The sequence below is a fragment of the Thermofilum sp. genome, from assembly GCA_038741495.1.
Classification (GTDB): Archaea; Thermoproteota; Thermoprotei; order Thermofilales; family Thermofilaceae; genus Thermofilum.
Map to the genome: position 1 here is coordinate 339,893 of JAVYKX010000002.1, position 16,934 is coordinate 356,826.

Genomic DNA, 16,934 nt, shown 5'->3' on the forward strand with positions numbered 1-16,934 from the left:
AAAAGCCTCGGCGCAGCCACCTCTTGCTGCTGAGATCTGCTATAACCGTCGACGTAGGCCTCTCACCTGCTAGTGTAGAAGGATGTAAATCCCCGCTGCGATTAAGACTAGCCCGATCAGTAAGTCAATGTACCTCCTGTAAGGCGACAGCCGAACGACTGCGATGTCTATCTCCGCGACGAACCTCTGCCCCACGACGACTGCGAAGGCTATCAGGATAAGAGGTAGCACGAAGACGGTGTTGTAGAGCAGAAGGTAGGCGAGAGCCACTGAGAGAGGTAGGCCGGAGAGCATGTAGGAAGCGACGAGGTAGGGACCGCTGCTGCATGGAAGCAGTGTGAAGCTGACGAGCACGCCTGCGGCTGCCCCTGCCACGACGCTGCCTTTACGCGCTCTCTCCAGGAAGCTCTGGCCCACCGCGTTGATCCTGCTTCTGGCTCTCTGCAAGCTCACGTACACAACACCCAGCCTCGAAGCTGAGAGTTCCAGGCTGAGTGCGCGCCTCACGAATCTGGCTACACGATTAAAGGAGGTGGCGCGAGCAACACCGCTGAGCGTGGTGTGCGTGGCTCTCATGCCTTTAAAGGCTTCGTACCCCCCTGCGAGCACTGCTGCTGCTCCAACCAGGTACCGCGCCCACGAAAAGTAGCCAACGAAGTTCACTAGCCCTAGGCCAAGGAGAAAGTAGCTGATAAAAACTGCAGCGACGAACGCAACAGCTACTTTAGCAGCAGCCCCTCTCCCCGATATTCCCGCTACAGATAGGAGCAGCGCCGCGAAAACCATGAAGGTACAGGGGTTTATCGAATCTGCGGCAGCGAGCGCTAAGACCGCTCCGAGAATAACTCCGCCCGCAGCTTGCAAGCCTTTTTCCCGACGTCCCCCGAAGACCATGTCGAATACTTCGGAAGCGTTAACCGGGACCCTCACCATGCTTCCATCGTCCCGGATCACCATAGCCGAATCACCGCACTGCGCGGAAAGCAGGTTCCGCCAGGCGGCAGGGTCTCTGGGGTCGCCCGCAGCTGCAGCTACCAGGCACTTTCCTTGGAAAATGAGCGTCAGGGGGATTACGTAAGAAGACCCTGCTTTCAGAGTCTCGTAGAGCTGGTAGTAAGTCTCCAGGTTGCTTCTGTTCGAGATTTCCCTGAAGATGGGCTGGAGCCCAGCTTGCTCAAGCCTCTCCTTCACCTCCCTGCATGAAGGGCAGGTCTCGGAGCCGTAAATCACTACTGTGAGGTTGCTGGCCTGTACGGCGTTTTCCCCGCCCTTACCGCTGGATTCGTTCTGCGCTACTTCGACAGGGTACGGAACCAGGTAGATGAAGACCTCGAGGTCTGCGCGTACGTCCAAGGTTCTAGTGGCATTAGCTCTTCTCCCGACAACCCTTACCTCGTAGGACCCGGGAGGGACTTGAACAACCAGCGCGCCAACACCCCTCGCAACTACAGAGGAGTTCCTCACAAGCAGGATCTCGGGTTGAGGTGCATCGAACTCTTCAGCTTGAACAGAAACCTTGAACCTAACCCTCTTGAGAACAACGAGCAGGTTTGTCCTACCCGACACGTTAGCGTCAAGCACGGCTGGCTGAAAGCCAGGTGCTAACACCTGCAATCTGTGGGGACCAGAAGAGGTGTTGATAAGCAAGCTACCCGTGAAAACCCCGAGGGGCTGCCCGTCGAGGATAACCGTGTAGTTGCTCACCGGGGCTCCTTGCTCATCCAGAACGTTCAGAGCGATCTGAGGGGGTAGCGTCGGCTCGGCTTTCAAGTCGTATACCATTACCTCGCTCGTACCTGCTACGGTCAGCACCCGGTCGCGTACATCCACGCTGGTGACCGCGAAGCCGGGTTTCACCACCCTCAGCTTTACCTCCTCCGCAGCGTTTCCCACGACGACCGTGTCCCTAGACCATACTACAAACGAGCCATCGTCAAAGCCCCGCAGCCCCAGCTCGTCACCTTTCTCGTAAGGCAGGGGTAGAACGCTCGAGATCACCCTTCCCTTGGCAGCGTCCACCACGGTAAGCCGCACTGAAAGCTCCTCTGTCGTGAGCGAGTACAGTAACCGGTAGTTAGGCTCTGAGGCTGTTAGCCTACCGGCAGGCACTGAGAGAGCGTAGAGAGGGGAGAAGGAAATTTCGTTGCCTACGCTCAGCTGGAGAAGCGTTCCGTTATCCGAGAGAAGAGCAGCTTTCTCGCCTAGGTTAACCATTAGGAGAACGTGGTAAAGTGTACTCTTCCTCATGCCGTCAGGTTCTAAGACCACTAAAGCTCTCTCATTGTTCATCAAGCAGATGTGGCAGTTCGTATCTATCGATAGCACGATCAGCTTCTCGCCGCTGCGCAGCATCTGGAGCCCAGCGTTAGCGAAAGCGAGTACCACGCGTGGCTCTTGCGCCGTTGCTATGCTCAGGACTACCAGCTCCCTCTTTGTGAGAACATAAAGCGTGTCTCCCAGGAGAACAGCTTTTACGATCTCCGGGCTTCTAACCCCACCTCTAATTACGCCCACGTATTTCTCCCTCCCGGTTTTCGCGTCGAGCAGCGTGACTCTCGAGCTTGGAACACTACCGTAGAGCTGCTCGACAGCAACGAGAAGGCTATCGTCGACGAATCTGACGGAGGAGAAGAAGGCTAGCTGCCTGGTCCACAGCGGTTCGAGCCCACTACCGTACAAGCTGAGGAATGACCGGTAGTTATCGCCGTAGACAACCGCCAGGTAGTCTCCGCTAGGGCTGAGAACAGCGCTGAACACTGTGTAGTTGAAAGTAAGTTTTCCTCGAGGAACCCACTCATCAGGGATAGCATACGCCACCATTAGCAGAGCGAAAACGAGAGCAGTTGTTAAGGCGAGGGTAAGTCTCATCCAGAGCCCGAGGTGTAGCAAACCAAACCCCTATTAACCTTTGACTCCACGTATATGCCGTGTACTTGACCCGCGAAGAGGAGCGCGCGCTCGACGGCTTCGAGGGGGAGGCTAAAGCGCTAGCCATGAAAGTGGTCGTGAGGGTGGGAGAGGTTCTCGGCGCGGAGAAGCTTGTCCCGATAAAGAACGCTCACATCTCGGGGATCTCCTACAAGAACATAGGCGAAGAAGGCTTGGCGTTCATCGAGAAGCTTGCCGGAGAGGGTGCCCGCTTCTCAGTGCCCACTACGCTGAACCCGGGAGCCTTCGACCTTGCGGGCTGGCAGAGAATGAACGTCGACGAGAAGATCTTGAGTGGTCAGCTGAGAATCATTGATGCCTTTAGACGGATGGGCGCAGCGATCACTCTCTCGTGCACCCCCTACCTCTACGCGAACATCTCTTACGGCGACCACTTAGCCTGGTCGGAGAGCAATGCCGTGCTCTACGCTAACAGCGTTGTGGGTGCTAGGACCAACAGGGACGGGGGCCCGCTAGCGCTTTTCGAAGCGATAGCTGGCCGGGCACCCCTGGCGGGGCTGCACCTCGAGGAGAACAGGAGGCCGATGCTACTTATAGACTTCTCAAGCGTAGGAGAGAAGGTGGTGGAGAAGGGTATTTTCTCCGCAGCTGGGCTCGCAGCTGGTAGGATAGCAGGTGCAACGGTTCCTCTGGTCAAGGGCCTGCGCTTTAGCGGGAGTGACGAGCTGAAGCTTTTCCTTGCGGCGGCTGGCGCTACAGGCGGCACGGGCCTTGTACTCGTTGACAGCATTTCTCCAGACCTGCGGTTTGCCAAGTGGAACCCGGTGGAGGGGATTGAAAGAGTAGGTGTCGAGTGGAGCACTCTGCAGGAGGAGCTGGAAAGGTACAGCGGTTCTGGAGAGGGGGTTGTCGTGCTGGGCTGCCCCCACCTGTCACCAAGCGAGCTGAAGGATATAATCAGCTGGTTGAGGAGGCATGGTAGACCTAAGCGCAGGCTCATACTGTTCACTAGCCGTGCTGCGGTGGGTGAGGCTGAGAAGAGGGCGGCGGAGGAGGCTGGCGCAGAGTTGTTCACAGACACTTGCATGGTGGTCTCGGAGCTGTCGAAGTACGCGGGGCGCGAGTTCGTCACCGACTCCGGGAAAGCAGCATTTTATCTAGCCTCGCAGGGTTACTTGGTGAAGTTACTCTCGAGAGGGGAGGCGCTCAAGTACGCTTTGGGTGACTCCGCATGAGGTTCACGGGAAAGCCTGTCGTAGAGGGGGTTGCCGAAGGAGAGCTTCTAGTGTCTAGCGAGCCTATAGCCTTCTACGGGGGCGTAGACCCGGGGACGGGCACAGTCACAGAGAGCGGGCACAAGCTCCGTGGCCAGAGCATCGCGGGAAAAATTCTCGCTCTCCCACACACGAGGGGGAGCACCGTGGGGTCGTACACCCTTCTCAGGCTGGCTGGGAGAGGCTTAGCTCCCGCGGGGATCGTTTCGGAGCGAGGTGACGAAATCCTCATTGTAGGCTGCATTATTTCTCAAATCCCCCTCGCCGTGGGCATCCCGGTGAGCGAGCTCCTGAAGGTGGGCGAGGGAAGGCGGGCACTCCTCAGGGTGACGAGCAGTGCCGCAGAGCTATTCGTCGAATGAGCTTTGTGAGGAGAGCAGGAGAAGCCTCTACGAAGTAGCGGGAAGAATCAGCGTCTGCACCCGCTGCGGGCTTCACAAGCACAGGAAGAACGCCGTACCGGGTGAAGGAAACCCCTGCGCTAGAGTAGTATTCGTGGGCGAGGCTCCAGGGTTCAACGAGGATCTTCAGGGTAGGCCCTTTGTCGGAGCCGCGGGCTCTCTCCTCACCCAGCTGATAGAGTCGGCGGGGCTCAACAGAAGCGCGGTCTTCATTACCAATGTAGTGAAGTGCAGGCCACCCCAGAACCGGGACCCCACAGATGAGGAGATTTCGTCCTGCCTTCCATACCTTCTCGAGCAGCTGCGATCCATCAAGCCCTCGCTACTTGTCACGCTAGGTAGGCACAGCACGAGAGCTGTCCACGCAATCTTCGGTATCCGGGTCGATTCCATAATGAGCGCTCGCGGAAGGATTTCTAGGGTGAAAGCTGAGTGGGGTGAAGTGGTGTTGCTTCCCACGCTACACCCGGCAGCTGCGCTGTATAACCCGCGCTTAAGAGTCCTCCTTGAGGAAGACTTCAGGGAGCTGAGGAACCTGATCGAGGCCGAGAAAGGTAGAAGCCGCGGCGGGACGCTGGACGACTTCCTCAGGCTTTGACTTGCACTGCCTGCGTAATGCTTTTTCATCACATATTCTAATTCCCGGTGTGGCGTCATCACCGAGGGAGCGTGCCCTTAAGAGGGCCAAGCTTATGAAGAGGCTTGTCGAGCAGCTAGACGCCGTGAGAGCATTAAAGCTGTTCAACACAGCGGACGCGCTCAGGGCGATGAGCGAGCTAAGCTTATCCGGCGACCCGTGGTCCGAGCTGAGGTCCGTGCTCACCGAGATCGCGAAGATACCTCAACGGGAGCCTTTCTTCGCGAAAATCAGGAGATTCGATAAAGTGTCTAACACGCTTCTCTGGATCTCTCTCGCCTTTTCAATAAGCTCGCTGCTGATGCTTTCCATACTCCACCTGGAGGGTTCCCTGGCGGTACTCCTCATGATAGCAGCTTTAGTGCTTCTCAATATTGCCTACATGCTCAAGCTCTACGTGCTCACGAAGCTTAGGTGGATCTACGCTAGCCGTAGCAGCGAGATCCGGGGGAAGGACGACCTCTTTAGACGCTCGGCTGATCAGCTGCTTGCCAGGATGAGGGGCGAGCTCCGGAAAGCCGGAGTGGATCCTTCAACCGTTACTTTCAAGCTCTACTTCGACGATTACTCCCAGCTTCGCGTCGTCGGGAAAGGGAGGGGATTCTACCGCCTAACGTTTAGGTGATCTGGAGAGCTGCCTTTCTTAGCGGCGCACTCTAGGCAGAGTAGAGCTGGCCCATGCTCGATTGAGCATTCTCTGCAGGTAAGGCGCCCGCACTCCTCGCAGTATCCTACCGAGAGCCTCTCGCCGCAGATCTGGCATAGAGTTTCAGAGCAAGCCGCGCACACCCCTCTCGCTTCGTCAAAATCTCCCGGGCAAACCTCCCTCCCGCACAACCTGCACCTGATGAGCACCTCAGACTTCTCGAGGCAGATCTCGCAGATGTGCAAGTCCCCCATTCCGAAGACTCCTTAAGGCAACTTTTTTAAACATTAGACATAGAGGTGCAAGGTGCTTACCTTGTCCTCACGCTTAGACGCGGTGGATAAAAAATTACTGTACCTGCTTTACGCGTACGGGCGGGCTGTTTCGAAGAGGAGGATACATCAGCTAGTGTACGAGCTTCAAACGAAGCATGGCGTCAATCTCGGCTTCAAGTTTCTCGGTTCTCCACCTTACTCCCAGGATCTTGAGGAAAGGTTGGAGAGTTTAGTCTCGAAAGGGTTTTTGAAGAAGTTTTACATCGTCGGTAGTGCCTACACGACGCTGTATAAGCCCTTCTACGCGGTAGCAGATAAGGGTGTTAAAGCTATTGAGAAGAGAGACTTCTCTAAAGGTGACCAGGAGGCTATCGAGAAGCTGGTTGCAGAGTACAGGAGAGATTCTTCCGCGACGAGGAAGGAGAGTCGAGGCGCGGGTTGACTCTTCTCGCGAATCTCGCTTCGAGACTTAGACAACAATACCGTAATATTCAGCAGCGTTGTAGGAGGTTTTCGGGCTAGCGATGGAGAGGGGGGTTGGAGAGGACGAGGTAGAGGTTATAGAAATAGGCGAGGGTGATATAGCGCTTCTTCTTGCTGCGCTGAAAAGGCTTAACAACGGGATTTACGCGCTAAAAGTTACGCTGGACTTTCTAAGCTCTCGTGTTGGGACGCTCCAAGACAGCATATCAAACCTTGAGAAAGCTCTGAAAGAGCACCTCTCCAGCTTTCAGGAGGAGACAAAGAAACACATGGAAGAGGAGAGAACCTTCTTCGAGAAGTTCCGCGGCGAGGTAGGAAGCTTACCTAAAGATATGAAACTATCTCTTGACCTGTTTCTGGAGAAGCTTTCTGGTGAGCTTGAGAAAAGCGCTGAGCTCGCGAAGACTTTCGAGGAGGATGTTGCTCTGCTAAGGTCACAGATGAAGGAAGTTCAGCTAGTCGTCTCTGATGTTTTAACGGGTGTGAGGGGGGACATTGGGGGGCTGAAAGCTAAAACCACTGAGTTGGAAGCGCTCACGACGGAGCTCGCTCAGCGAGTAATGAGGCTCGAGGAAACAATGCTGGCGTCCATAAAAGAGCTTAGGTTAGCGATCCAGGATATCTCTCTTCAGATATCAGCTCTTCGCGAGGAGTACCGGCGGTTAAAGCCTGAAGCCGGTGGGAGAGAGTGAAAATGCTTTTCACCAGCGTTAGCAATTATTAGCCCAAGCTGCTGAAAAACTCGGAGAACATGTCGTTCCTAAGGGGAAGACGTGAAGAGAAAGAAGATGTTACTCGGGTTCTCGAATCGCTGCAGGTCTCATTGACATCTCTTGAGAAAAGGCTAGCGAGTTTACCTGATCTGCTGCAGGAACCCCTCAGGAGCGCTCTTCGCGTTCCTCTCTCTCAGCTTCAGGCATCGGTAGAAGAGATACGCGGCTCCCTGGCTGACGTTGTTGAGATTCTGCAGCGGCAGGGCGCTGTGCTGGACGGCTTGGATAAGAGGCTGGAGAGCCTCTCGGGCGTCGTTGAGATTCTGCAGCAGCAGGGCGCTGCTTTAAGCGATCTTCAATCTGCAGTTAGGGAGGAGGGAAGCGTTCTTGAGAAGCTTCACAGGAGGCTGGAGGGCCTCAATGTGGATGCTCTGCAGAAGACGATCAGCGAGCTTAGCGGTATTAGTGAGGCTTACTCGATCCTGCGCGACTCTCTGGAGAACATCGCGAAGCTTCTAGAAAGCTTAGGCTCGGTGCTCGCCGCAGCGGAAGAAGAAGCTAAGCGCCTGAGAGACGAGGCGGAGAAGTACACCAAGCTGGTGGAAGAGTACTCGAGACTCTCGGCGAAGGCGGAAAGCCTCTCTCAGCAGATAAGGGAGGTGGAGGAGGCCAAGAGGAACGTTGAGGCTCTGAGAAGCCAACTGCTCTCTAAAGAGGAGGAGCTGAACAAGAGGGAGGCTGCTTTACGCGAGATGTACGAGAAGCTGAGCGCTGCCGTAGCGCGAATCCCCGAGGTGGGCGATCTCATTAAATACATCGAGTTTCTTAGGCAGAAGGAGTCAGAGCTCATCTCCAGGCAGGTGGAGATCGAGAGGAGAGAGTCGGAGCTGAAGCTTCTGTCCTCGAAGATAAGCACGGAGGCCGAGGAGCAGCGGAAGCTGAGACTGGAGCTTGCTGAGAAGGAGAAGAAGCTTAAGGACTGGGAAGCCGACTTGATGATGCGCGAGAAGGCCTACGCTGAGAAGATGGCGGCTCTCTCCAGCTTGGAGAGAGAGTTGTCGGAGAAGGAGAGGCGTGTTTCCGCTCTGCTGTCTAGATACGAGGTTCTACAGAAAGAGGTATCCGAGAAGGAGGCTCAGCTGAAAAAGCTTCAAGAGGAGATCGCGGCAAAGGAGCGCTTATTAAAAGAGGAGCTTGAGCCTCTCAGGGGGAGACTGCTCAAGGAGCAGGAGAGGCTTGTAGAGTGGGAGCGTAGGTTGCTGGAGAGGGAGAGAGAGCTGGTGGGGTATCAGCGCATGCTAGCTTCGAAAGAGAGCACTCTAATCGAGCTCAGGGAGAGGTTAGAGGCGCGGCAGTCCGAGCTCGAATCGAGGGAGAAGGCTCTTGAGGAGAAACTAAAGAAGCTGAGCGAGCTCGAGTCGAGAGTCCGCGAGCTTGAGCGCGAGAACGCTGCCTTAAGGGAGGAGCTGAAGAGAAAAGAGAGCGAGCTTGCACTGATAAGAGGGTCTCACTAGCCAGGCTAGCGCAAGTAGTAGGTCACCGCGATAATTACGAGTACTAAGACCGCTGAGAGGATAGAAGCCAGCTCTGCAGCCTGTATTGCTTTAAACGCGATTCTCGAACCCCATTCAGGCTCTTCATCTTTCGCGAGCAGGTACCCCATCACCGCTACTACTATCGCTAAGACCGCGAGGGCTGGGCTTGCGAAGAGGTAGAGGTAGGGGGGTGTGGTCGGTCTGACGTTAAAACCTTCAGTGATGAAGTAGGTTGCCGCAAGAAAGATCCACGGCATGATCGCTAGCAGTTTGAGGGCATTGCTCGGCCTCGCCGCCTCCCCCAAGTAATCGGTTCTTCCCACTTAACTCCCCTCTAAGTGCTTTAGCACTTTTCTTAGCCTCTCAAGAACGTAGTCCTTATTAAGCATAGCTAGGTAGGGCGCGATGCGCGGCCCGGAGGGCTTCCCGAAGAAAGAAAGGTAGAGAAGCTGGAAGAACCTCTGCTCGGCTTCTCTCTCCCTCTTTAGCTTCATCATCGCTTCCTTAATGCTTCCTTCATTCCATTCGCCGAGCTCTTCAAGATTTGAAATTAGCCTTCTGACAAGCCCGATCACTGTTTCGTCGGTAACCGCTGATATCTTCTCGTAGGGTGGCTCGGCGACGAGAGCTATCCTGTAGTGCGCCGGTGCGTAAAGCTCTAGCCACTTCTTGGCTAGAGCGATGCGCCTCCTGAGAGACTCCAGCTCATGCTGACTCAGCTCCCTCGTAAGCTGCTTTGTCTCCTTCAACCGAGAGATAACATCGCTTAGGTTCTCTCCCCTGCTGGGCAACACCTGCGAGAGAATCATTGCGTTGATGTACCTGACCCTGAACGGAAGTGCATCCGGAGGATCTTTCGTGAAAGCGTAGCGGTAGCTTGCCTTAAGCTCCTCTTCGCCTTCTTCTACTCCGAAGTATACTCGCTCTGCTTTATCGAAAAGATCGTAGTAGCTCGGCACCTCCTCTAAGCTGAGCACTACACGCCTCATGGGCGGCGATAGTAAGTAAAGGAACCTCAAAACCTCCGGTTCCGCAACCTCCATCCACTCGCGAGGCGAGAAACCTATGAAATCGCTTGACCCCATGTCGCCCACATCTTTGCCCCCGACTCTGTAGCCTACCCACTCGTAAGCTAAGCCTGTAGGCGGGTTAAAGCCGAAAACGCTCGAAGCTAGCTCGTTGCAGCTGTCGCGAGACCCGCCTGGTGTTGCGTGATCTTTGCCGTAGGGCTCGAAATCCACACCAAGCGCGTACCAGACACCGACCCACTCCACTCTCCAGTTCAACTTACCTTCTGCGAGGCTCTGCCAACCCTCATGCCCGCAGCTCCTGCACACGTACCTGGCTCTGAAGCTCTTCACGTCAACTTCCAGAGTCTCCGTAGTATCGACCCTACCGCACTTCTCGCAAATGGGCTGGAAAGGTATTGTTTCGGGACGCAGCTTCTTCTCACCCCTGAACTTGTTCAAAACTTCAACTACGGGGCGCCTGAGCTCGGTAACCGCGCGGAGAACAAACTGCCTCATCCTATAGCTCTCGGTGTAGAGATCTCTAGTCGTGACTACCCTCACCTCCCTCGCAAACTCCCCGAGATAGCTCCCAAAATCCTCCCAGTAGTGGTCCACCCAGCTCTCGTGACACCCGTGAGGGTCGGGCACCCTGAAAAGAGGCCACCCAACGTACTGCTCCGCTTCCTCGCGCTTGGGGAACTGCTTGAGCTGCGCCTCCTTCCCCTTCCACGCGTCAACCGTGTAGAGTGTGAGGAAATGCTCTGCCTCAACTCCCCAACTCTCGAGGAGCCTCGCCACAGTGTCCACGATGGTGATCTCTCCTCTAAGCCTACCCACATGCTGGAGGCCGGACACCGAGAGGCCGCCATTACACACGGCGCTGCCTTTTTCAGAAACTCTTGCTAGCACGCTCTTCGCAACTTCCTCAACCCAGTGCATCGCATGCGCAGCAAACCGCGAACGTAATAGCCTTTCGCCCTCAAAACTACATATTAACGCCACCGCCGATTAGCTGCTTGTGCGACTCTTACTCGCTGCCGCTGCAGCACTTGCGATCGCGCTGCTACTCACCCCCGTGACAGCGGAGGTAGCCCCCACTCTCAGAGTCGACTACGTAGAAGTGTTGGAGCTCAAGGAGGGCACCTGGAGCAGTAGGTACCTGCAGCTAACTTCCCCCACGATCCGCCTGCAGACATCGGCAGAAGTGCTTATCGTGAGGACCGATCCCTCCTCGGGGATAGCGCCGGTGAGAGTTCTAGTCGATGGGGGTACACCACCGTTCAAGGTGGGCTCAGGCTTCCTTTGGAATTCCCTTATCCTGCAGCTCGACGGAAGATTCCACGATGTGCTCGTCACGTTTGGTGATGCCCCTCAGGCTCAACCGTCAGCTCACGTTGTCGCCGTGTACAAGGGTGAGGCACGGCCCGGCGAGAACCTTACCGTACCCGGGATGCCGGGGCTGACGCCAGCGGGCTTCAGCTTGACAGTCTTGGTCTCGGATCTCAAGAGCTTACCGGCGATCGTGGAGTCGGGGTTTCTCCTGAACCTATCCGAGGTTAGCTTAATGGGCGAGAAGATATTCGCGGCAGTGCTCCTGGTGCCGCGCACCACTCTCTCCCTGGGAGGCGGCTTTCTCAAGTGCTCATACAGCTACCTCTACTTCGCGCCTAAAACCTACGCTACCGCAGCCCTGCTGAGTGGAGCGCTAACCCTCACTTTCGCTAACCATCCGTCCCTTAAGGCCCTTAACTCCAGCCTCCTGCCTGGCAAGCCCCCCCATCTAGCCTTGCTCGCAGGCATCGAGGATGTGTCGGTGGCTGAGTACAACGTTACGCTCGACGTTAAGCTACCCGAGGATCTGTGCGGCTCTCGCGTGACTTACAGGCTGATCTCCCCTGGAGAAGCTGGAGCTGCCGGCTACAGAGTGGGCCTCCGCGATAACACAACGATCGTGTTGAGGTTCTATAAGAGCGGGCTGGCGGCGGCAGATGTGGTGGTGACGACACCGCCACCGAGCCTCCGGCTTGCCGCACCTCTCTACTCTCTAGATGTGGAATTCCGCGACCAGATGGGAAACTTGATTCCGAGCGGCTCCCTGGTTCTAACGCGGCAGGGTAAGGTTGTGGGCACAGCGCAGGTGGTGAACGGGTCTTCGAACATCTGCGGGCTGCCGCCAGGAGAGTACATTGCGCTCGTATACCGCTGGGGGGCGCTCATCGCTAAGCATAACCTCCAGATCGCGGGCGATACATTCATCGCCCTTGCCACCAATACGACTACTCTGGAGGTGCAGGTATTCAGGCAGGGTGTGGGTGAGCTTCTCACGAACTACACGGTTCTTCTCCGCGGTGCCGGGTTCGCAGAGCATGCGCAAGCAGCTGAGAAGGCGAGAATAGCGGGTGTACCTCCAGGAAACTACACCCTGGAGATTTCGAAGAGTGGTGTACCCCTCGCGGCGGTCAACTTGAGCGTATCCTGGGGGGCGAGCAGCTTCTCCCTAACCCTGCCCGTGTATAGGCTTAGAGTAAAGATCCTGGACGCGCTCGACCGGCCGCTGGAAGATGCCGCTGTGGTGCTCAAGGGAGTGGGCTTTACAGTAAACTCTTCTGTGAGCCAGGCTGGAGTGATTGACTTCGGCTACCTGCCTAGTGGAGAGTACACGCTGCTAGTAGAGTACAGGCGCTACGTCCACGTGGAGAGATTAGTGCTTGCGGGAGATAGCGTCAAGACCGTTCGCACAGCGGTTGTGACCGTTCTAGGCGGCTTCGTGGTGACTCTGGAGCATGTGCAGCTCTTAGGGCTAGCTTTGCTGCTCCTCTTTTCTGCTGCCCTCTTGAGAAGTGTTATAAAGCGGGTCGTAGAGAAGAGGAAGAAGATCGTAGAGGTGTGAGAATGGACGAGTGGAAAGCTGAGGTGCTCAAGCGGCTTAACCTCGATCCTTTTCACGAAATTGGGCCCCGCGAGCTAGTGCTCCTTTTTCTCCTTTCAGATGGCCGCAGCCCCGTCGTTGGAGAGGAGGTAATACACCTCTGCTTTTTCCTTTACCCTTACGTCGATACGCCCCTCTCCCCCTCCATCATTCTTCCCCGCTTATCGGAGATCGATAGAACTCTGGAAGCGCTCGAAGCCGAAGGGTTGGTAGAGAGGAGAACGGAGTTCGTTAGAGGGAGGTACGCTTCGGTGATCCGCCTCACAGAGCGTGGCACCGCAGAGGCGAAGAAGCTACAGGGGCAGGTGCAGAGCTCTTGGATTATCCTCAGGGGGATGGCGGTGCGCAGGGGCGTCGAAATATTGGGGGAGCTCGAAGCGCTGAAGAAGACGTACAACGGGCGCAGCCCCCTAGAGCTCCTCGGGCTCCTTGTGTCTAAGCTCGAAGCGGAGGGAGACAGCATCCTGTGGCATGTCCGCGGCGTCGACGAGAACGTGAAGCAGAGCATCATGTCTCTGGTGAAGCAGCTATCGAAGGAAATGAAAAGCTTGGTAAGGGAGTCTTACAGCTGGGTTTAGGCGTGCCGGAAGCCCGAGTGACGATAGTTGGAGGTGGGCCCGCAGGTCTCCAGGCAGCTCGCTTCCTGGGTAGGCGCGGCATCTCGGTAGTGCTCCTGGAGGAGCATAGCAGGGTGGGTTTACCGCAGCACTGCACGAGCCTCGTGAGCCTCGAGGGCCTCCGCGACATCATAAAAGTCAGCGAGCGCAGGGTTGTAGCCAACAGGCTGAGAGGTGCCTGGATCGTAGCACCGGACGGGACGCGGCTTCTCGTCGAGCGGAGCCAGCCCGTAGCAGCGGTTCTGAAGAGGCCCGCGCTGGAGGAGGTTCTTCTGGAGGAAGCAGCTTCCCGTGCTGAAATTCTGCTGGGACGCAGAGCTGAGCTCGAGAAGCTAGGTGGGCAAGGGCTTGTGGTGAACGCAACTGGAGTTACCTCGCTGCTCAGAGAAAGTCACGGTGCAGGGCGATACGTTCTCCCAGCGCTGCAATACGATTTAGCACTGCCAGGAGACTGCGGCGGTGAGCACGTCTTTATATTCCTCGGCGAGAGGTTCTCAAGAGGTTTATTCGCCTGGGCGGTCCCCCTCTCCGAGAAAGTATACAGAGTGGGCCTCGCTTCGAAAGGAGATGTGATGAGTAGGCTCGAGCTTCTCCTGAAGAGTTTTCACCGGTTGACAGGCTGCCCTGAGCCGGTGAGGCGGCTGGCGGTCTACGGGGGAGCAGTCTACACGGGAGGAATGCTGAAGCATTTGCTCCGCGGCTCAACGATCCTTATAGGTGACGCAGCTGGCCAAACGAAGCCGACAACGGGGGGTGGCTTAGTCTACCTCTCTCTAGCAGCGCAGAAGCTGGCCGAGGCAGTGCGAAGCGGGAACCTGGCCATCTACGAGCGTGCTGTGGTAAGAGAGCTGGGCGCCGAGATGAAAGCTCAGCTGCTTGTCAGGCGGCTACTTAACTCGCTAAGCGACCGCGAACTCTCCACCTTAGTCGCAAGGCTAAAGCGAGAGGGGGCCGAGGAGCTTATCTCCAGAGAGGGCTCCATGGACAGGCAGGCTAGTGTAGCTCTAAAAATAGCTGGTTTAACCGCTGCCAGAGCTCCCACGCTTGCCCTAAGCCTTCTCGCGAAGCTGTTTCTGGGCCTCCTCGAACCCTAGGATTAAGGCTCGCGCGTTAACTTCACCTGTCCTCCCGGTGAACTTCTTCTCCACTACGCCCTTCAGGTCGGCTAGGCCGAGGTCTACAGCGCCGCTCGCCGCGAGAGCTCCCAGCATCACCATGTTCACCGCTACCGATGAGCCGGCCTTCCTCGCCAGCTCTACAGCATTAATGAGGATAACGTTCCTCGCAGCACGGCGAATCGCCTCGATGAGCTCCTCTCTTCCTGGGATCTTCTGTGAAGCTGGGGGCGGGAGCAGGTAGTTGTTCGCCAGCACTATGCCCGTGGGGGCGAGCAGTTGCACTCTGCGGGCAGTCTCTATCAGCTCGAGACCCACTAGAGCGTTCGCCTCTCCCTCGACAACTATTGGCGACGGCTGCACATCGCCGTACTTCACGAACACTACGACGCTGCCCCCTCTTTGGGATAAGCCGTGTATCTCCCCCACAGACACCTTGAATCCGCGCTCAATCAGCGCCTCGCCGAGCAGCTCCCCCATCGTGAGAAGTCCCTGCCCGCCTACACCCGAGATAACTACGCTCCTGATCACCGCGCTCACCCGCTCAGAGGACCTATCGCCTTAGCGGGGCATATCGAGGCGCAGACGCCGCACCCAGCGCAGAGCTCCGTGAGGATCTTGATGGAGCCGTTCTCGCGCACAATAGCGGGGCAAGAGAACTGGTCGACGCATATACCGCACTTCACGCACTTCGCCTGGTCGATAACATACGGTACAACAGCCTCTCCACGCATCCTCTTCATCCTCAGCTCTTCCAGAGCGCAGAACTGCCTAGCCACGACTACCGCGGGCGCGTTCTTCTCTCTAGCGTACTTTATGGCTCTCTCCACCGCGTCCCTGAGTCTCGCCACCTCGTAGGCGGGAACCACCTCGACGAACTCGACACCGCATGCTCTCGCCAAGTTCTCAACGGGGATCGCAGGCCTTTTCTCACCCGTCGGGCCGTAACCGCTTCCAGGGTGCGGCTGGTGCCCCGTCATTGCGGTGACTCCGTTATCCATCACGACCACAACTATAGGGTACTGGTTGTAGACAGCGTTGATGAGGCCAGGTATCCCTGCGTGGTAGAATGTAGAGTCCCCGATGAAAGCTACCACGGGATCCTTGCTGAAGCGGGCGATCCCCATGCCGATCCCTAGCGCGGAGCCCATGCTCCACGTAAAGTCAGCCATCCGGAAGGGCGGGAAAAAGCCGAGCGTGTAGCAGCCAATATCGTTAGCCCAGACTGGCTTCACCCTCGCTCTAGCCGCCGCGAGCTTCACGGCGTAATAGGTCGACCTGTGCCCGCACCCGGGGCACAGCGTCGGAGGCCTTGGAGGCAGTTCTACTCCGGCCGCGTTTCCTCGAGGCGGGTCGAAGCTGACGCCGAGAGCTTTCGAGAGCCCGGAGGCTACGAGGGCTGTGTTCAGCTCGCCGACCCGCGGGAAGAGGTCCTTGCCGTGAATCTCGGCAGAGCTTCCCTCCCTCTGAGCAAAGGCCCTCAGCTGATCCTCCACGAAGGGCTCCAACTCCTCCACGACGACGATCTTCCTGAACTCGAGAGCGCGCTTCGCTAGCGCTCTGGGGAGCGGGTAAGTGCTCGCGAGCTTGAGAAGCGGAGGGTTAACCTTCAACCAATCTAAAGCTTCCCTCACGTATGCGTGCGCGAAGCCTGCGGAAACGATGAGCGTGTCTCCGTCTCCCTCGACGAACCGGTTAAACGGCCACTCGCCGAGCTTCTCCTCAAGCGTCCTGATTCTCTCGAGAACCTCTCGGTGCTTTCTTAGGCTGTACGGCGGTAGCAGCGCCCACCTCTCCGGGTCGCGGTGGAATACGGGCTCGCGGTGCACTCTCTCCACCGCACCGAACATGACCTCGCCCCTGCTGTGCGACAGCCTAGTAGTCGTCCTCAGAATCACAGCCGTACGGTGCTCCTCCGACAGCTGGAAGAGCTCCCTCGTCATGTCCTTCGCTTCCTGAACCCCCGAAGGCTCGAAAACCGGGATGTACGAGTGCAGCCCGTAGTAGCGGTTATCTTGCTCGTTCTGGCTGCTGTGCGCGTTAGGATCATCCGCGGAAACCACCACTAGCCCGCCCACAACCCCCGTGTAGCCGAGGCTCATAAGAGGGTCTGAAGCCACGTTGAGTCCCACGTGCTTCATCGCGACGAGCGCTCTGAGCCCCATCATGCTCACTCCTATGCCGACCTCCAGGGCAACTTTCTCGTTAGTGCTCCACTCCACGTACACCCCGTACTCCTCAGCCACCTCCGCCAGGGCCTCGAGAATCTCGGTGGACGGCGTGCCGGGGTACGCGGCAGCAGCGGATATCCCGGCCTCCACAGCGCCTCGTGCGATAGCCTCATTCCCCAGGAGAAGCTTGCGGGTGCCGCTATCCCCGCTTATAGCCGCTCTTGCCACAATAATTTAAG

Annotated in this window: 16 protein-coding genes; 10 read left to right on the top strand and 6 right to left on the bottom strand. The window is 57.0% G+C overall.

Features of this window, described 5'->3' with window-relative positions; translation table 11 throughout:
* Nucleotides 1–69: 69 nt before the first annotated feature.
* On the bottom strand, nt 70–2,868 hold the full coding sequence (locus QXU72_06555) for a hypothetical protein (protein MEM0494899.1): 2,799 nt from the start codon (nt 2,866–2,868) through the stop codon (nt 70–72).
* 59 nt (nt 2,869–2,927) lie between these two features.
* Here QXU72_06555 and QXU72_06560 point away from each other — a divergent pair, with 59 nt between their 5' ends.
* From QXU72_06560 to QXU72_06575, 4 genes are read left to right on the top strand one after another with little or no spacing between them, the layout of a single operon-like run.
* Nucleotides 2,928–4,124 carry an aconitase X catalytic domain-containing protein gene (locus tag QXU72_06560; protein MEM0494900.1) on the top strand — a complete coding sequence of 399 codons (1,197 nt, stop codon included), beginning with the start codon at nt 2,928–2,930 and terminating at the stop codon, nt 4,122–4,124.
* Complete coding sequence (locus QXU72_06565; GenBank protein ID MEM0494901.1) at nt 4,121–4,525, top strand: DUF126 domain-containing protein; 405 nt, start codon at nt 4,121–4,123, stop codon at nt 4,523–4,525. The genes QXU72_06560 and QXU72_06565 overlap by 4 nt, the downstream gene beginning before the upstream one ends.
* The gene (gene udg / locus QXU72_06570) at nt 4,500–5,162 is read left to right on the top strand and encodes a type-4 uracil-DNA glycosylase (protein MEM0494902.1); all 663 of its coding nucleotides are present in this window, start codon (nt 4,500–4,502) and stop codon (nt 5,160–5,162) included. The genes QXU72_06565 and udg overlap by 26 nt, the downstream gene beginning before the upstream one ends.
* 49 nt (nt 5,163–5,211) lie before the next feature.
* Entirely contained in the window at nt 5,212–5,826 is a 615-nt protein-coding gene (locus QXU72_06575; GenBank protein ID MEM0494903.1) for a hypothetical protein, read from the top strand.
* Here the strand turns inward: QXU72_06575 and QXU72_06580 are convergent.
* Nucleotides 5,805–6,101 carry a hypothetical protein gene (locus QXU72_06580; GenBank protein ID MEM0494904.1) on the bottom strand — a complete coding sequence of 99 codons (297 nt, stop codon included), beginning with the start codon at nt 6,099–6,101 and terminating at the stop codon, nt 5,805–5,807. The genes QXU72_06575 and QXU72_06580 overlap by 22 nt on opposite strands.
* A gap of 52 nt (nt 6,102–6,153) precedes the next feature.
* Between QXU72_06580 and QXU72_06585 the strand changes: the two genes are divergently transcribed.
* From QXU72_06585 to QXU72_06595, 3 genes are all read left to right on the top strand, one after another.
* Nucleotides 6,154–6,564: a hypothetical protein gene (locus QXU72_06585; protein MEM0494905.1), complete on the top strand. Its 411-nt coding sequence runs from the start codon at nt 6,154–6,156 to the stop codon at nt 6,562–6,564.
* A gap of 82 nt (nt 6,565–6,646) precedes the next feature.
* On the top strand, nt 6,647–7,297 hold the full coding sequence (locus QXU72_06590; protein MEM0494906.1) for a hypothetical protein: 651 nt from the start codon (nt 6,647–6,649) through the stop codon (nt 7,295–7,297).
* A gap of 59 nt (nt 7,298–7,356) precedes the next feature.
* Nucleotides 7,357–8,832, top strand: a complete 1,476-nt coding sequence (locus tag QXU72_06595; GenBank protein MEM0494907.1) for a hypothetical protein — start codon at nt 7,357–7,359, stop codon at nt 8,830–8,832.
* Nucleotides 8,833–8,837: 5 nt separating this feature from the next.
* Here the strand turns inward: QXU72_06595 and QXU72_06600 are convergent, their stop codons facing one another.
* Nucleotides 8,838–9,176: a hypothetical protein gene (locus tag QXU72_06600; protein MEM0494908.1), complete on the bottom strand. Its 339-nt coding sequence runs from the start codon at nt 9,174–9,176 to the stop codon at nt 8,838–8,840.
* Nucleotides 9,177–10,802, bottom strand: a complete 1,626-nt coding sequence (gene lysS / locus QXU72_06605; GenBank protein MEM0494909.1) for a lysine--tRNA ligase — start codon at nt 10,800–10,802, stop codon at nt 9,177–9,179.
* 79 nt (nt 10,803–10,881) lie between these two features.
* On the opposite strand from lysS, the gene QXU72_06610 reads away from it, so the two are divergent.
* Genes QXU72_06610 through QXU72_06620 form a run of 3 tightly spaced genes read left to right on the top strand, consistent with a single transcriptional unit; the run spans nt 10,882 to nt 14,503 of the window.
* Nucleotides 10,882–12,753 carry a hypothetical protein gene (locus tag QXU72_06610; GenBank protein ID MEM0494910.1) on the top strand — a complete coding sequence of 624 codons (1,872 nt, stop codon included), beginning with the start codon at nt 10,882–10,884 and terminating at the stop codon, nt 12,751–12,753.
* A 2-nt stretch (nt 12,754–12,755) separates the two neighbouring features.
* The gene (locus QXU72_06615; GenBank protein ID MEM0494911.1) at nt 12,756–13,370 is read left to right on the top strand and encodes a hypothetical protein; all 615 of its coding nucleotides are present in this window, start codon (nt 12,756–12,758) and stop codon (nt 13,368–13,370) included.
* Between the two features lie 2 nt (nt 13,371–13,372).
* On the top strand, nt 13,373–14,503 hold the full coding sequence (locus QXU72_06620) for an NAD(P)/FAD-dependent oxidoreductase (protein MEM0494912.1): 1,131 nt from the start codon (nt 13,373–13,375) through the stop codon (nt 14,501–14,503).
* Here the strand turns inward: QXU72_06620 and QXU72_06625 are convergent.
* Together QXU72_06625 and iorA are read right to left on the bottom strand one after the other, a co-directional pair.
* On the bottom strand, nt 14,459–15,055 hold the full coding sequence (locus tag QXU72_06625; protein MEM0494913.1) for an indolepyruvate oxidoreductase subunit beta: 597 nt from the start codon (nt 15,053–15,055) through the stop codon (nt 14,459–14,461). The genes QXU72_06620 and QXU72_06625 overlap by 45 nt on opposite strands.
* A 5-nt stretch (nt 15,056–15,060) precedes the next feature.
* The gene (gene iorA, locus QXU72_06630) at nt 15,061–16,923 is read right to left on the bottom strand and encodes an indolepyruvate ferredoxin oxidoreductase subunit alpha (protein ID MEM0494914.1); all 1,863 of its coding nucleotides are present in this window, start codon (nt 16,921–16,923) and stop codon (nt 15,061–15,063) included.
* Between the last annotated feature and the right edge of the window lie 11 nt (nt 16,924–16,934).

Coding starts and splice junctions, on each gene's coding strand:
- lysS (MEM0494909.1), bottom strand. CDS start 10,802: ATGCACTGGGTTGAGGAAGTTGCGAAGAGCGTGCTAGCAAGAGTTTCT.
- QXU72_06615 (MEM0494911.1), top strand. CDS start 12,756: ATGGACGAGTGGAAAGCTGAGGTGCTCAAGCGGCTTAACCTCGATCCT.
- QXU72_06590 (MEM0494906.1), top strand. CDS start 6,647: ATGGAGAGGGGGGTTGGAGAGGACGAGGTAGAGGTTATAGAAATAGGC.
- QXU72_06580 (MEM0494904.1), bottom strand. CDS start 6,101: ATGGGGGACTTGCACATCTGCGAGATCTGCCTCGAGAAGTCTGAGGTG.
- QXU72_06595 (MEM0494907.1), top strand. CDS start 7,357: ATGTCGTTCCTAAGGGGAAGACGTGAAGAGAAAGAAGATGTTACTCGG.
- QXU72_06565 (MEM0494901.1), top strand. CDS start 4,121: ATGAGGTTCACGGGAAAGCCTGTCGTAGAGGGGGTTGCCGAAGGAGAG.
- QXU72_06555 (MEM0494899.1), bottom strand. CDS start 2,868: ATGAGACTTACCCTCGCCTTAACAACTGCTCTCGTTTTCGCTCTGCTA.